14 protein-coding genes, 1 other RNA gene, 1 pseudogene and 1 riboswitch are annotated in these 15,805 nt (G+C 40.4%); of the genes and pseudogenes, 2 read left to right on the top strand and 14 right to left on the bottom strand.

The window, feature by feature from the left end:
* Positions 1-4 precede the first annotated feature (4 nt).
* The 6 genes and pseudogenes from BET01_RS20810 to BET01_RS20785 all read right to left on the bottom strand — a co-directional run.
* Positions 5-280 (bottom strand): annotated as a pseudogene (locus BET01_RS20810) (sigma-70 family RNA polymerase sigma factor); the annotation flags it as partial.
* 171 nt (positions 281-451) lie between these two features.
* Positions 452-1,630, bottom strand: coding sequence for a phosphoribosylaminoimidazolecarboxamide formyltransferase (locus BET01_RS20805; RefSeq protein WP_120198797.1), 1,179 nt, complete (start codon positions 1,628-1,630; stop codon positions 452-454).
* Positions 1,631-1,644: 14 nt separating this feature from the next.
* Positions 1,645-2,358 (bottom strand): IMP cyclohydrolase, encoded by a 714-nt coding sequence (locus tag BET01_RS20800; protein WP_120198796.1) that lies wholly within the window; start codon positions 2,356-2,358, stop codon positions 1,645-1,647.
* Between the two features lie 52 nt (positions 2,359-2,410).
* Positions 2,411-2,493: riboswitch (ZMP/ZTP riboswitch) on the bottom strand.
* A gap of 52 nt (positions 2,494-2,545) precedes the next feature.
* Positions 2,546-3,898 carry an ABC transporter permease gene (locus BET01_RS20795; protein ID WP_120198795.1) on the bottom strand — a complete coding sequence of 451 codons (1,353 nt, stop codon included), beginning with the start codon at positions 3,896-3,898 and terminating at the stop codon, positions 2,546-2,548.
* On the bottom strand, positions 3,888-5,711 hold the full coding sequence (locus tag BET01_RS20790; protein ID WP_120198794.1) for a COG1361 S-layer family protein: 1,824 nt from the start codon (positions 5,709-5,711) through the stop codon (positions 3,888-3,890). Before BET01_RS20790 ends, BET01_RS20795 begins: the two co-directional genes overlap by 11 nt.
* On the bottom strand, positions 5,698-6,417 hold the full coding sequence (locus BET01_RS20785; RefSeq protein ID WP_120198909.1) for an ABC transporter ATP-binding protein: 720 nt from the start codon (positions 6,415-6,417) through the stop codon (positions 5,698-5,700). Before BET01_RS20785 ends, BET01_RS20790 begins: the two co-directional genes overlap by 14 nt.
* Positions 6,418-6,676: 259 nt before the next feature.
* On the opposite strand from BET01_RS20785, the gene pyrB reads away from it, so the two are divergent.
* Complete coding sequence (pyrB, locus tag BET01_RS20780; protein ID WP_120198793.1) at positions 6,677-7,600, top strand: aspartate carbamoyltransferase; 924 nt, start codon at positions 6,677-6,679, stop codon at positions 7,598-7,600.
* Positions 7,594-8,019 (top strand): aspartate carbamoyltransferase regulatory subunit, encoded by a 426-nt coding sequence (locus BET01_RS20775; RefSeq protein WP_120198792.1) that lies wholly within the window; start codon positions 7,594-7,596, stop codon positions 8,017-8,019. Before pyrB ends, BET01_RS20775 begins: the two co-directional genes overlap by 7 nt.
* Positions 8,020-8,093: 74 nt before the next feature.
* On the opposite strand, the gene BET01_RS20770 is transcribed toward BET01_RS20775, so the two are convergent.
* The 8 genes from BET01_RS20770 to rnpB all read right to left on the bottom strand — a co-directional run bounded on the left by BET01_RS20770 (position 8,094) and on the right by rnpB (position 15,804).
* On the bottom strand, positions 8,094-8,612 hold the full coding sequence (locus tag BET01_RS20770; protein ID WP_120198791.1) for a GNAT family N-acetyltransferase: 519 nt from the start codon (positions 8,610-8,612) through the stop codon (positions 8,094-8,096).
* Between the two features lie 30 nt (positions 8,613-8,642).
* On the bottom strand, positions 8,643-9,308 hold the full coding sequence (locus BET01_RS20765) for an exonuclease domain-containing protein (RefSeq protein WP_120198790.1): 666 nt from the start codon (positions 9,306-9,308) through the stop codon (positions 8,643-8,645).
* 118 nt (positions 9,309-9,426) lie between these two features.
* Positions 9,427-10,407: a family 43 glycosylhydrolase gene (locus tag BET01_RS20760; protein WP_120198789.1), complete on the bottom strand. Its 981-nt coding sequence runs from the start codon at positions 10,405-10,407 to the stop codon at positions 9,427-9,429.
* A 12-nt stretch (positions 10,408-10,419) separates the two neighbouring features.
* Positions 10,420-11,289: a carbohydrate ABC transporter permease gene (locus BET01_RS20755; protein ID WP_120198788.1), complete on the bottom strand. Its 870-nt coding sequence runs from the start codon at positions 11,287-11,289 to the stop codon at positions 10,420-10,422.
* Between the two features lies 1 nt (position 11,290).
* Positions 11,291-12,175 carry a carbohydrate ABC transporter permease gene (locus tag BET01_RS20750; protein WP_120198787.1) on the bottom strand — a complete coding sequence of 295 codons (885 nt, stop codon included), beginning with the start codon at positions 12,173-12,175 and terminating at the stop codon, positions 11,291-11,293.
* Positions 12,176-12,252: 77 nt separating this feature from the next.
* Positions 12,253-13,614 (bottom strand): ABC transporter substrate-binding protein, encoded by a 1,362-nt coding sequence (locus BET01_RS20745; protein ID WP_120198786.1) that lies wholly within the window; start codon positions 13,612-13,614, stop codon positions 12,253-12,255.
* A gap of 514 nt (positions 13,615-14,128) precedes the next feature.
* Entirely contained in the window at positions 14,129-15,172 is a 1,044-nt protein-coding gene (locus BET01_RS20740; RefSeq protein WP_120198785.1) for a LacI family DNA-binding transcriptional regulator, read from the bottom strand.
* Between the two features lie 285 nt (positions 15,173-15,457).
* Positions 15,458-15,804, bottom strand: an RNA gene (rnpB, locus tag BET01_RS20735) — RNase P RNA component class A.
* Position 15,805: the final 1 nt, after the last annotated feature.

Below are 15,805 nucleotides of genomic sequence, written 5' to 3'. Positions count from 1 at the left end.
GTGATAGGATATCATTTTCCACACATTTGGCCGCATAGGTAGCCAACCTTGAGCCTCTGTCCGTATGGAAGGTGTTCACGGCTTTAATCAGTCCGATGGTTCCTACGGATAGGAGATCTTCCATATCATAATCCGTATTCTGATATTTTTTAGCCACATGGGCTACCAGACGCATATTTCGCTCAATGAGTGTGGCTCTCGCCTCCTGATCCCCTTCCTGGTATCGTTCCAGACACTCTCGTTCCTCTCGTGCAGTTAAAGGTTTGGGAAAAGTTTTCAAAGAAAGCCACCTTAAACTTACTTACTCTCATTTTATGCGCCCCTTTCCACGAAAGTGCTTTTACCACAAATATTGGCTGGTACTACTTTTATTTTAGTATATTATATCAAAAACAAAAAACGGACAAGATATCAAGTCTGACCTGACATCCATCCGTTTCTTCGTATCTTATTAATGATGGAACAGGCGGATTTGTGTAAATGCCATTGCCATTCCATATTTATTACAGGTTTCAATCACCTGATCATCTCTGACTGAGCCTCCTGGCTGAGCCACAAACTGAACTCCGCTTTTATACGCCCGGTCAATATTATCGCCAAATGGGAAAAACGCATCCGAACCTAAGGCAACTCCAGAAAGCTGATTTAACCAGGCTCTTTTCTCTTCACAACTAAATATTGGAGGCTTTATTTTGAATATGCTTTCCCATCTGCCATTAGCCAATACATCCATATATTCTTCGCCAATGTAAATGTCAATTGCATTATCCCTGTCTGCACGGCGGATTCCATCCACAAACTGTAGTTCAAGGACTTGAGGTGCCTGTCGTAAGTACCAGTTGTCCGCCTTGTTTCCGGCAAGTCTAGTACAATGAACTCTGGACTGCTGGCCAGCACCGATTCCGATGGCCTGGCCTCCTTTTACATAGCAAACTGAATTTGACTGGGTGTATTTTAATGTAATCAGTGATATGATTAGATCCATTTTTCCAGAATCTGAAATATCCTGATTCTCAGTAACAACATCTTTTAATAACGCTTCGTCTATTTTTAATTCATTTCTTCCTTGCTCGAACACAATTCCATAGACCTGCTTTTTTTCAATGGGTTCTGGCTTATAGCCTGCATCAATTTCGATGACATTATAATTACCATTCTTTTTTGCCTTCAAAATTTCCAATGCCTCAGGCTCGAATCCAGGTGCGATGACTCCATCCGATACTTCCCGCTTAATAATATTAGCCGTATCTACATCGCAAATATCAGACAATGCGATAAAATCTCCAAACGCTGACATACGATCCGCACCTCTGGCTCTCGCATAGGCGCAAGCAAGAGGGGAAAGATTCTCCATATCTTCCACCCAATAAATCTTAGATAGAACTGGGTCAAGAGGCAGTCCCACTGCCGCTCCTGCAGGAGACACATGTTTAAAAGAAGTTGCTGCCGGAAGGCCGGTGGCTTCTTTTAATTCCTTTACCAACTGCCAGCCATTAAAAGCATCTAAAAAATTAATATATCCAGGACGACCACTTAATACTTTTATTGGCAGTTCTTTTCCATCCTGCATAAATATCTTGGAGGGTTTTTGATTTGGGTTGCATCCATATTTTAATTCCAGTTCGTTCATCCTTCGCACTCCTGTTATTTATTCTTATTTATCATTTTAGTTTCATACATTCCTGTTTTAATATCAATATATCGGACAAACAGTGAAACTTTATTCTCATCACTTAAGCTTTCCCAAACCATCTCTGTAAATGCATCCATGTCATTAAGAGTCTCAACAAGTTTTGGTTCCCCTTCAAAGCTTGGCAGTGGATTCTCATCATGTTTATATGTGTGGATAAAGTGAGCCTCACCAGCCTGAGGATTTTCATAGGCAAAAGTATAGCGGTTGCAGGAATCTGGATTTCCGTGATTGCTCTTTAAGATGGACATGGAATAATGAAACTCTCCATCTTCTATGTCCATGACTCCTGAAATACGAGGGGTAAAGTTAGGACCATCTGGTTCAAAGGTTCTACAACGAAGAGATTGTTCAAACGTAAGTTGGTTTACCAAACCATGATAGATGGTATCGGTCTGATCTCCATTTGTTACAATGGTCTTATTTCCCAAAACCCGTACCGGCGCGTATATAATCAGACTTGGGTCTGTAAGCTTAGAGGGATCAAATGCCTGGGTGCGAATACCCAGCCCTTCCTCAGCAAAAATACGGTTACGGCTATTCTCACTTCTTCCCATAATAAAATAAGCAGCCACCGCTTTCGTTCCATCCGGGGTCTTTCCGATTACGATCCCTCTTCCGGGATAAGAATTGCTCTTTAGATCATCCTTAAAAGAAATCAAAGTCATAACATTTGTTCCTCCTTTATATTTACACGCAAAAAACCGCCTGAGCATCCCATAGCGGTGCCCAGACGGTCGGCTTTAAAATGTATCGTGCTCCCCGTGGTTAATTCCACTTATCCGTCAGTCGCACGTACTCTGTAAAACATCATATCTTATCCCTGTTTAAAAAGCAAGTATTTTTTCAGGTCCATTATTCATTCCTTATTGCTGCCAGAGGGCTGAGCTTCATGGCCCTTAATGCAGGGAAAAATCCTGCTGCCATTCCCACAAAAATCGCAAAGCCGATGGCTGTCATCGATAGCCATAAAGGAATTCTTGATAAATCGCCTGGCATATCTGGCATGAACCGACTTGCCAAAAACTTATTAATTAATACGGAAATTCCGTAACTGAATGTAATGCCAGCCACCCCTCCAAAAAAGCCGATAAATCCAGACTCTATTAGAAACATGTTTCTGATCACCTTCATATCACAACCTAACACTTTAAGAATTCCAATTTCCTTGGTTCTTTCGTAAATGGACATCATCATAGTGTTTGCAATACCAATCGCAGCGACAAACAAAGAGACTGCACCGATTCCGCCTAAAAGCGCCTGAACCATCTTTGCCTGTTTTTGGGACTGCTCCAGCCACTCCATATTGCTGTTCGCCTGAAATCCAAGGTCTGTAATGGCCTTTTGTACGGAAGACACATTCTTCATATCGTCCACCTGTACAACTGCCTGATTATAGATGAAGTAGTTGTAAGGTTTTCCCTTTTTCGTGGTAGGTTGGTTTGGAATTGGTTTTTTCTTAAAAATCTGTTTTAACTGAACCTTCAAGGCATCGATGTCCACATAAATATTATAGCTATAACTGTTGTACTCTTCCACAGACCCCTTCACTAGCCCACTGGTGGTTAGAAGATACTTCTTTGGAGGCTTCACAGGGGTCTTTCCATCTGGAGTGGTTCCACTTTGAGATTGATAATAAGCATCTGTATCAAAGATTACAAACATAGGACGGTTCATAAAATCAACATCCGGAAGCTTGGTAGGGTCACTGAAATAATCGGTATGGCTTTTCGGATTGGAAAAGTTTCTGATTACCATATTTCCAACCACCATCTGGAGCTTTTTTTCCCCAGGATCGGGAAGCTTTCCTTCCTTTAAAGTAATGTTTTTCATGTATTCCTGAGTGACCCCTGTAAGATTTGCTTGGGACTCGTAAGCCCCCTGTTTCATCAGCACACTTGCTTCCAGAAGTGGAGAGACTGCTGAGACATGATCAATTTGTTCGAATTGCTTGATCACATCATCCGTCATATACTTCGGATCCTTGTCGTTTTGATTCATGCCCTCACCGGAATATATGGTTATTTCTGTAAGGCTGCCGTAAGAAGCAATTTGTTCCATGGTCAGCTCATTAAAACCGATCCCCAAAGACACCATAACCACAATAGAAGCCGTCCCGATCCAAACTCCTAAAACTGTCAAAAATGTCCTTAACTTTCTGCGTCTTAAATTATTCACACTCATGGAAAGCAAATCACTAAATCTCATGATTTATTTCCTCTTCTGCAGTTTCTTTTTTCTTTTTAATTCTTTTCCATACAATCACTCCGCCAATAGTCCCTACGGCCAGGACTACAATCACCGAAGCAATGATCACATTTCGGTACTTTGCAAACCCTTGAGGGTCTGTATCCGTTGGTAAAGCATTTGGATCTTCTCCTCCAAAATCACTCTCCTCAGCTTCTGAAACCATAAGAGTAATTTCTTTCTCCACTGGCTCGCTGACAGTCCCATTCTCATCTTCATAAGTAATTAAAACCTTTATTTTTCCATCGTCAGCAGTTGGTGCGATGGCTGAGATCATGGCATCCACATTCCCAGCTTCTCCTGGCTTTATATTGCCGACATAACTACTTGCTGGCTGGATGGAATCGCCCACAAAATTAACCATTACATTATATAAAAGAACTTTACCTGTATTATTAATCGGGAACATAACATTGGTCTCTGATCCTACATTGACAGAATCAGGAGAAACCTCTATGGTTCCAGTATTTATACGAGGTACCTGTCTAACAGGAATATTTACGATTACCTTTTCCTCTGCATTTTTAAATTCCGGGCTATCAAACTTTTCAACAACGGTGAGAGCATATGTTCTTTGGTCTACCCAGGCACCAGCCCGCATTTTCACCTTCACATCCGTAACCTGACCGGCTCCAAGGGAGTTGACAACAACGGAAGATGAACTTTCATCCGTTGTAAAGACTGCACTCTCTGTCACCTTCTCTGATTCCAGGCTAAAAAGGATATTACTAGCAGTCACATTCTCTGATGCATTTTTCATATGAAGTGTAAGCTCAAACTCATCACCCGCATACACAGTTGCAGGATTGGTTTCAAATCCATCTACAATCAGTCTTGCCTTTGAACGGTCATTGGCATTAAATTCTTTTGTTTCACTTTCCTTTTCCTTGTTTTGCACCTTGACGAAAAAGATTCCCTCAGCCTTCTGGATATCCCCTTCCGTACTATCACGATACTCAATGACAAAGGAAATAGGGTAATAGCCGCTGTAAACTTCTTTACGAATGCTCATACTATAAGGAATTTCTATTTTCTGCCCCCCACCAATCCGGTCGTAGTGCTTTGTATAGTTCCCGTCATTAATATCAAAAGGAAATTTAGTGATATCCTGATCTACTTTCATTCTTATGTTTACATCAAAGGCTGTAATATCAGAAGAATTGCGCAGATTCATATTGTAATTCATTACATCAGGGTACACGCCAAAAGGAGTGCTTTGATCTTCTCCAAGTTCAAACTGTATGGTTCCCTGAGTACTGCCAGATGCTGTGGTGCCAGAAGATTTTGTAATCCAGATATTTACTCTTTCACGTCTGAACTCACTGCCTGAAGCTTTAACCAAAAGTGGAACCGTATAGTATCCTTCAGCAAGATCTCGTCTTACTCTTCCGGATAGGGAAAAACTTTTGGAATCCCCCTGTTTTATTATCCCCAAAAGCTTACCATCAAAGGTACTTGAAGTAATCTCAAACGGAAACATGGATCCAGTACTAACAGTAGTCGTTTCATCTGCTGCATCGGAAGTAGCCTCATATTCATCTTTTGCCACTCCTTGATCAAACATTATCGTTACGCCTTTTAAATCCTGACTGGATTTATTGGTGAAAATCAAATTTAATGTAGCTCTTTCACCCGTTTTCCCCGAAGGAGTGGTTTTGGCATCAATATATGTATTCTGGCTGACATCATACTGTGCAAACACTGCACCTGGAACTGATGATGCCATGATAAGAACTACAAGTAGCCATACAGCCCCCTTTCTAACCTTCTTCATTCCCATTATCCTCCTCAGTATCTTCATGATGCTGCTCCTCTATTTTAAATATTTTTCCATCTACGATGTGGAATTGTCTGTCTGCAAATTTAGCTAGATAATTATCATGAGTAACCATAATAAGTGTTTGATTCTGTTCCCTTACGATTTTTCTCATCAGACTCAGAATCTCCTTTGTGGTCTTGGAATCCAAGTTTCCCGTAGGTTCATCAGCAAAAATAATTTTAGGATCCGCAGCCAATGCTCTGGCAATGCCCACACGCTGCTGCTGCCCTCCAGACATCTCATTTGCCATATGCTTCATCTGCTTTTCAAGTCCCACCAGTTTTATGTATTCCTTAGCCTTTTCATTCCTAAGCTTTTTTGATACTCCACGAAAAGACAGGGGTAGAGCAACATTCTCTGTAGCATTCATAGTTTTAATGAGATTATAAGATTGAAAGATGAAACCAACGTGCTTTCTTCGAAATCCAACCAGTTGATTTTCTGAGAGCTTTTCGATGTGATGACCACCTATCACGATCTCCCCTACTGATGGCTTTTCAAGTCCTGCCATCATATTGAGAAGAGTGGATTTTCCGGAACCGGAAGGTCCAACGATTGCGCAAAATTCCCCTTTATATATAGTAAAGTCGACACCGTTTAGAGCATATACCTTAGTATCTCCCACCTTATACACCTTGTATAAATTCTTAACTTCAATCATAGGTGTCTTATTATCGACCAATACAGTTACCTCCTGACTTTCTTTTGCATACACATTATACAACAAGTAACCATTTCTGGTCTTACTGTATTTTCTTAATCTTCCTTACATATTCCTTACACGGAGGCTGGAAAATTGTACAAAAAACCCATCAAAAAAATTATATCATAAATCTAAAAAAAGTGTGGAAATATTCCAATTAATACTATATAATAGGATAGAATTTGAAACCATAACTCAGTGGATAAAGGAGATTCTTATGAGACATTTACTTAACCCGTTAGATTTTAGTGTGGAAGAAACCGGACAACTTTTAGATCTGGCAAAAGACATTGAAGATAATCTTTCAAAATATTCCCACGTATGCGATGGAAAAAAATTAGCGACATTATTCTATGAGCCAAGTACAAGAACCCGATTAAGTTTTGAAGCAGCTATGCTTAATCTTGGGGGCGGTGTACTGGGCTTTTCTTCTGCTGATTCCAGTTCCGCCGCAAAAGGCGAAAGTGTTTCCGATACCATTCGAGTGATTTCCTGCTATGCTGACATCTGTGCCATGAGACATCCAAAGGAAGGTGCACCTTTAGTAGCCGCCAATCATTCCGCGATTCCAGTGATTAATGCAGGAGATGGTGGGCATCAGCACCCGACTCAGACTCTTACCGACTTACTCTCCATTCGCTCTTTAAAAGGTCGCTTACACGATTTGACTATTGGTTTGTGCGGTGACTTAAAATTTGGACGAACCGTCCACTCTCTCATCAACGCTCTGGTTCGATATGAAAACATCAAATTTATCTTAATTTCCCCCCCAGAATTACGTGTACCCGAATACATCCGAGAAGATGTACTTAAGAACAACAACATTGAATTTGTGGAAATGGACAGCCTTGATGACGCCATGCCAGATCTTGACATTCTCTACATGACAAGAGTCCAGAAGGAACGTTTTTTTAATGAAGAAGACTACATTCGTTTGAAAGACTGTTATATCCTGGACAAGAAGAAAATGAAACTGGCAAAAGAAGATATGTTCGTTCTTCACCCCCTTCCCAGAGTCAATGAGATTTCTGTAGAAATTGACGAAGATAGCCGAGCTGCATACTTTAAGCAAACACAGTATGGTGTTTATGTGCGCATGGCTCTAATCATGACATTACTGGAGGTAGAAAAATCATGTTAAATATCGGCGGATTAAAAGAAGGAATTGTTTTGGATCATATTGAAGCAGGAAAAAGTCTGGAGATTTATTACCACTTAGGCCTTGAAAAGCTGGATTGCCAGGTTGCGATTATAAAGAATGCCAAAAGCAATAAGATGGGGAAAAAGGATATTATTAAAATCGAAGGTGGATTAAACCACATTGATTTAGATATCCTAGGTTATATTGATCATAACATCACAGTCAACATTATTAGGGATAATAAGATCGTAGAAAAGAAAACCTTAAGCCTTCCACATAAAATCACAAACGTAATTCCGTGTAAAAATCCACGTTGCATTACCTCCATTGAACAGGGACTCCCTCATGTTTTCCACCTTGTTGATGAAGCAAAGGAAACCTACCGCTGTATGTACTGCGAAGAAAAATATACGAAATAAGAAAAGCCCCCGGAAGCAACCTGATTTAACAGGGTCGCTACCGGGGACTTGCCTCTTTTAACCGATTATTAAAGTTAAATCAGGTTTTTCATTAAGATATCTCTTATATAACCGCCATATTTTTCCTTTGTCATAACAACCTTATAACCCTGACTGGCTGCATTGGCCTTGCTATAGATATTTTCCGGGTGAATGGTACACATTAGATAGCGAAAACCTCTCAAAACCAGCTCCTTTTCCACTTCTTGCATCAAAGAATCCTGTAATTTGAATCCCCGGTACTCAGGAAGAACAGCTACGGATTCCACATGAGCCACTGTATCTAGGTCTTCTTTTGGCAGACCTACATCATGGCCAAGGTTCTCTTCTCCATTTCCATACATGGCTACAATTAAAACTCCGGCCAAAGCCCCTGAGTTTTTTTCAATTGCCTTGAAGGCAATTCCCTTTTCTTCCTCCAATAAGCACCGGATACTTTCTGGCTCGTCCGCGACGAACCAATCTTTTCTCTCGATCCCCTTCCACACCGTTTGGATCACATCAGCCAACGCCTGATACTCACTTAGGTAAGCCCTTTCTATGGAAAACTTCATCCGCAGCACCATCCTAAATTTGATTATGTACTAGACATTTCTTGTAAACCGGCAGTTTGGATAATTCATGCAACCATAAAAATCTCCAAACTTTCCGCTGCGTTTTCTCAGTTCTCCACCACATTGGGGACAGATCTCTACTGTCTTATCCTTTGAAAGTTTTCCCATTTGTTCGTAACACTGCTGGTTCATAATGCAATCATTTAGTGCCCGATGTGCTCCCTTAATATCAATCTGAAAATAATCTGAGATATCGACAAGGCGATGACGCTTTAACATAGTCAGACATTCCCTAGCCATATAAAGAGTATCCACATAGTCGTTGGGTACATCCTTTTCTAGTAACTCTGCCGCCCGGTAGATGAATTGCAAATCAAAGGATTGAATGTTATGGCCTACTAAAATCTCACCCTCAATAAAAGAAAGAAAATCAGGAAGTACCTCCAAAAGCCCCGGAGCGTCCTTTACCATCTCATCTGTTATTCCATTTACATTGGTCGCGCCTACTGGTATATGGGTACCTGGGTTCACAAGAGTTGTAAATTCTTCTACAGGTTTATGATCTTTCACCTTAATTGCTGATATTTCTATAATGGAATCCTCTTTCACACTGATTCCTGTCGTCTCTAAATCAAACACTACGTAGTCTTTGACATACTGATTCAAACGTCCGCCTGTTATTTGTCTGACAGCCATAGTTTCCTCCGTTCTGTATAAATATGTATCTATGGTTTTTGTAACGCTTCTATTATACCGTCAGTCATTCTTTTCATCAAGCTTCCAGGCAAAAATCTTTTCTTATAGGTAAAGTTGATCAACAATCCTTGGCTATTATATTATTTTCTGCATCAAATATGGGTGTTGCATGATCCCAGCCAAGTTCCATTAAGTAGGTATGGCGATTGGGATCATAAAGCGGATCACCCTCTATCTCATCATAGCGTCTGGCATGATATACCATGATATCCTTAATCCCGTCATCAGCCTTAACAAAGGTGTTATGCCCAGGACCGAAAATTCCTTTTTCTTGATTGGTTTTTAAAATTGGCAGCCGTTCTTTTTTCCACGCATTTTTATCAAGTACATCTCCATCTGCGTCGATACTAAGCATGCCCATACAGTAACATTCTCCGGTGGCACTGGCAGAATATGTGAGATAGAGCTTATCCTCATGCTTTAACACCCCAGGCCCTTCATTAACCCAGAACCCGATCCGCTCCCAATCATAATCAGGGGAAGATAAGGTAACCTGCTCTGTGGATAGTTTCCAAGGGGTTTCCAGTCCAGCAATATAGAGATTTGAGATCTTTTTCCCAGAGCTGACCTTTTCAGCCCAAACACAGTACCAGGAGCCCTTGTGCTCAAATACAGTCATATCAAGAGAAAAGTCCCGAAAGGTGTATTCATCAAAGGGCTGCATCATCCCAAGCTCTTTCCAGACCCCTGTCATAGGATCTTCGTCCTTGCACTCCAGTACATAAGGGCGAATTGCCCAAATATCCTCTGCTGCCCCTGCTGCAAAGTAAAGATACCAACATCCATTTGCGTAATGAAGCTCAGGTGCCCAGATATGAGCACCCATGACTCCCTTATCATGCTTTTCCCATACCGTTATCTCTTTTTCATGTTTTAGACCCAGAAGCGAATCGGATCGTCGCAATATAATTCGGTCATATTCAGGCACTGACGCAGTAAAGTAGTACGCGCCATCCTTATGTCGGTATATGTATGGATCTGCTCTGTTAAGAATAAATGGCTGATTATACGGGGTTTTTATGTAGTTGTTTTTATTCATTTCAAGTTACCTCTACCCTTTCACGGCTCCTGCCATCATTCCTTCGATAAAATATTTCTGAAATGCCACAAACAGTATAAAGATTGGTATTACGGAGAATACAGAACCAACAATTAGTAAGCTGTAATTATCTCCATATGGATTAATCAGTGTATTCAGCCCTAATGTAAGAGGATATTTTTCAGAAGAACGAATAACCAGCAATGGCCACAAGTAGTTATTCCAAGCGTTCATCCCATTTAAGATTGCCATAGCTGAAAATGCAGGCTTCATAAGTGGAAGAATCAGCCTATAAAAGATTCCGTATTCTGTGGCTCCGTCAATTCTCCCGGCTTCCAAAAGAGACTGAGGAATACTTACCAGATATTGACGAAAGAAAAAGATGGTAGAAGCATGTGCCACAAAAGGAAGAATAATAGCGGTAAAACTATCCATCATCTTCCAGGCAGACATCTGCTTATATAATGGAAGCATTACTACTTCAAGGGGAATGGATAAGATCAACAGCACCAGGACAAACAGTGCCTTTTTCCCTTTAAAATCATAGACGGCAAATCCGTAACCTACAAAGGAACTAATAATCAAAGTACTAAAGACTGTAATTACAGTAAGGCATATGCTGTTAAAAAACCATTTCCAATATTCATGGGTACCGGTAAACAAAAGAATGTAATTATCAAAGTTCATTCTGGAAATATTAATATCCAGATTAAGACCATATTGCAAAAGATCGCTTCCCGGTTTAAAGCTTGCCACAAACATTACCCAGATGGGAAGGATTATCAATAGCGCAAGAAAGGAAAATAAGACCACAAGAACTACGGAAGTATAACGTTTCCTTTCCCTGTTACCATATACTTTTTCTTTGCCTTGTTCGTTCATATCATTCTCTCTCCTCTTTAAAGGTTCCGGTAATCTTTAATTGTATGATATTTACTGCCATAACCACAATCAAAAGAATGAAGCCCACTGCACAGGCGTAGCCCAAGGCTCTTTTTTCGACTCCCTGCCGGTAGAGATAACCAACAATTGTTAGCCCAATGTTATTAGGTGAATTATTTCCTTTAAACAGCATATTGCTCTCAAGAAACATGGAAAGTCCTGCATAGATGCTGATCGTAAGGACATAAACCGTAGTCGGTTTCACAAGGGGCATTGAAATCTTTACAAATTGCTGCCATTTAGAAGCCCCGTCAATGGAGGCTGCTTCATATAATTCCGTGGGAATACTTTGAAGCCCTGCAAGGAAATACAAGATATTTACTCCAGTCCATCTCCAGCACGCCAAAAGAAGAAGGGCAAAGAAACTGGTTCCGGCACCTTTTAGCCATTTAATTGGGCTCATTCCAAAAAGCCCTAATATCTGGTTAAATAAGGAAGTAGAAGCTTCTCCGTACATAAGGCGGAATATAGTGCCTGCCACCACTACAGAGGTCAAGGCTGGAATAAAATAGATGGATTTGAAAAAATCCGCCTTTCTCATTAATTTACTGTTGAGAAGGGAGGCAAACAGCATTGGAAAAGGAATGAGAAGAAGAAGCGTTCCTGCCATATATTTAAAGCTGTTCCATAATGCCTTTAAAAATATGGCATCCGTTAAAAGTCTTGAATAATTGTCGAATCCAACCCATTGTTCCTTCAGCACATCTTGAAAGCTTAAGAGCACTCCATTGCATATGGGTACCAGCCAAAACAGGAGAACGGTTATAACGAAGGGACATATAAACACATAAGGAGCTATCTTTTTTGAATAAAATAATTTTTTCATTTATTATACCCCATTTCTGATGAACAAAAGCAACAGGCTGCAGAAGGCACATAACCACCTGCAACCCAGCCTTTTTATCACTTCTCTTTGAATTCATTGCTAAGGGTCTGCTGTGACTGAAGAAGTGCTTCCTTCACATCCATGCCATCTTCAAAGATACTATTTAAAGTGACATTGCAGAATTCATTGTTAATAGATGGGTATTTCTCATCTGTATAAGCTTGCAGGATTCCGATGCTGTCCTTTGTTTTTAACAGCGTATCAAAAGGATAATTTGTAAAATACTGAATGAATTTGTTATCTGGATTCTGTGTCAGGGATGTATCGTTCCATACTGCGGTATTAACTGGGTCAAACCCTAATACATTCCAAACCTCTTTGTTGGACTCCTCAGACAGTTTGATAAAAGCCATTACTTCCGCAGCAAGCTGAGCGTTCTTTCCGCTTTTAATAATTGCTGTGCCGGTACCGCCGCCGCCGATTGTTGCAATCTCACCATCGGTTTCACTCCACACAGGTACAGGAGCAATTGCTACTTGCTTTTTAATATCAGTCATGTAATTTACAAATCTTGATGTCTGCCAGAAAGGCATAATCTGAACCGCATAATCACCTGAATTATAGGAAGGATATGCTTCTTCATTATCCGGCTGACCCCCTGGTACGGTTGCAAATGCACCAGTCTCCTGCATTCCTTTTATGTAAGTCAAGACTTCTTCCATCTCTTTGCTTGTCAGATTAAGCTTTCCATCTTTATCGATATAATCTCCACCTTTTTGGGCCAGCATCAGATTTACCATCCACTGGGCTGAGGTTTCTACACAAGAGAAGTATTTACCAGTAGCATCATGATATTTTACACCTGCTTCTTTAAACTGGTCCCAGGTCTTAATATCTTTATAATTAATTCCTGCATCATTTAACAGCTTTTCATTGTAAAATGCTACGGTAGTTCCTACGTGAGTTGGAAGCCCATATTCCTTCCCGTCCTTGGAGTAAATATCAAGTCTAGATTTAACGATATTGTCCTTATAAGGCGCAATTACATCATTTAGTTCCATCAATCCTATCTTACCTACCATAAATGCCGGAAATTTGCCAAGCTCGATATCTACAACATCAGGAGCACCTTCCCCCGATTCCAGTGCAAGAGATAACTTGTTGTGCATGTCATCATATGGCATATTGCTCAGCACCAGCTTCACCTTTTTATCCGGATGAGCTTCATTCCATTTCTCCGCCATGGATACATAGAAATCTTGATGAAGTTCAATGAATGTCCATACATTTATTGTGGTTACATTATCTCCACCAACCTCCATTGCTTTTTTCCCCGCAGATGACCCACCTTTTCCCTCTGTCGCGGATGAACTACAACCTGCAATCATAGATGTTGCCAATACCGCACATAATAGTGCTGCTAAACCCCGTTTTTTCATTATGAATCCTCCTTTAAGTGATCCTGCTATATCAAATCAGATGATATTATCTGAATGATTCTTATGAAATAAGCTCCTCACACCAAACCATCTTCACAACTGGTTCTATGTTAACTCTGCTATGACAAGGAACTGCCTATAAATTCACCCCTGTAAATTCATGATTTTGCTTCATTTTATGTCATGTTAAACGTTTAATATAAACTAGCTATTCATTTGGCTTTTTGATTTTTTTATTACATTTCATGTATATGGAACTCCGCTTTTATTGGATATATTTGCATACTATCACATACTAAATATTCTGTAAAGTATTTTTGCATAAATAATTCATTTTTTTAATCGTTTAACTATGTCATTATTGCTATAGTTTTTGTCTAATTATGTAGTTATATTCCTTATTTTAGGCACAGACTGCTCATAAGCGTACCATACCGTAAGTTTTAACAAAAAAATAAAACGTTTCAAGCGCTTTCTTTTGCTCGAAACGTTCTATCTTTTTCTAACTAAGTTGTTACCTTGTAATATCGTTCACTGATTTACGTACCAGAAGGCTGCAACCCACATAACAAACATTTTCAGGTCCAAGTTCATTCTTTGTTCCATTTAAGAGGTCAATGATTAGTTCGCTCGCCTTGTGCCCTATATCGTGAAGAGGAAGGCTTACCGTAGTCAAAGACGGCCTGTAATAGCCAGATAACTCCCGGTCATCAAACCCAGCTATGGATAAGTCAATGCCAGCTTTAAGACCAAGCTCATCTAACCGATCGTAAACGCCTCCTGCCATTAAATCATTCATGCAGAAAATAGCTGTCACTCCCTTTTCCAAAAGCTGACTGGTGGAACGATAGCCAGACAAACGGGTCCAGTCCCCCTCCATCACCAGTCCAGGATCATATAATATTTCATTCTTAAACAAAACCTGCTGATATCCAACCAATCTTGCCTGAGCGTGAAGACTGTCCGGTTTTCCTGTTATTACTCCAATTTTTTTATGACCACGATCCACCATATAATCAAGTACGCTAGCCGCTCCATGAACATCATCAACCACAATCGAGGGAACTCGTTCACTTTTGGAGTAACCATAAGCCATAATGGCAGGTATGGGCAAGGTATCCGGAATACAACGGATAATTCTCTCATGTGCTGCCACATAGATGATACCTTCCACCTGCTTCTCCATCAGCTTCTTGATTTCCACCCCTACCAGATCATAGTAGTGCTCACGGTTGTAATACGTATCGTTATATTTCTTAAACAGTCTTAGATTGGTCAACAGTATCTGATAATCTTGTTCCTGACAATAGTCTGTAATACCGTCAATAATATCTGGAATGCTAAATATCGTCATATCCTCGGCAATAACCCCAATACTTCTGGTCTTCTGCATCTTTAAATTTTTTGCTACTATGTTTGGAGTATAATTCAGTTTTTCTGCCATCTCCAAAACCAGTTTTCTTGTCTTTTCACTTGCGCCAGGTTTCTTGTTCAATATATTTGATACCGTGGCGACCGATACACCGCAGCATTTTGCCAGTTCTTTAATTGTTGCCATCGTCTGCCTCCAGATCCTTTTGTAACAATTAACTCAAATTTTCTTCCAATTGTCAATAGGCAGAGATTAAAATATTAAACGTTTAATATATAAAGGTCTATGTCAGATAATCACCCATATCACTCATCCGATTATTCAAATACCGGTAGGAACGTTGATTGTTATCACCAAGATAAAAGACTGGATCGGAATTATCATTGGAATCTCCTTAAATTATAAAAAAATAGCCCTAAATCAAGGATTTAAGACTTTTTTGCCATATCATATTTAGATTTGTTATTTAAAGCTTTGAGTAAGACGATAAGCCGGGTTATGTCGTTGAATGGTCATCTATCTAGGCCTACTGTCGCCAGCAGGCTCAAGCGACCTACCCGGGAGCAGACGAGCCGCCTTGCGCTCCCTGTTCGGTCTTGCTTCGGATGGGGTTTACATATGCCCTTCCTGTTACCAGAAAAGCGGTGGTCTCTTACACCACCCTTCCACCCTTACCGCATAAAGCGGCGGTATATTTCTGTTGCACTGTCCCTAGAGTTGCCTCCGCCAGACGTTATCTGGCATCCTGCCCTATGAAGCCCGGACTTTCCTCACCTGCAGCCTTTCGGCTTAGCAGCTGCGACCATTTGTCTTACTCAA

It is taken from the genome of Lacrimispora algidixylanolytica, assembly GCF_003609635.1.
Lineage (GTDB): Bacteria > Bacillota > Clostridia > Lachnospirales > Lachnospiraceae > Lacrimispora > Lacrimispora algidixylanolytica.
This window is presented reverse-complemented; position numbering and strand designations above follow the sequence as displayed.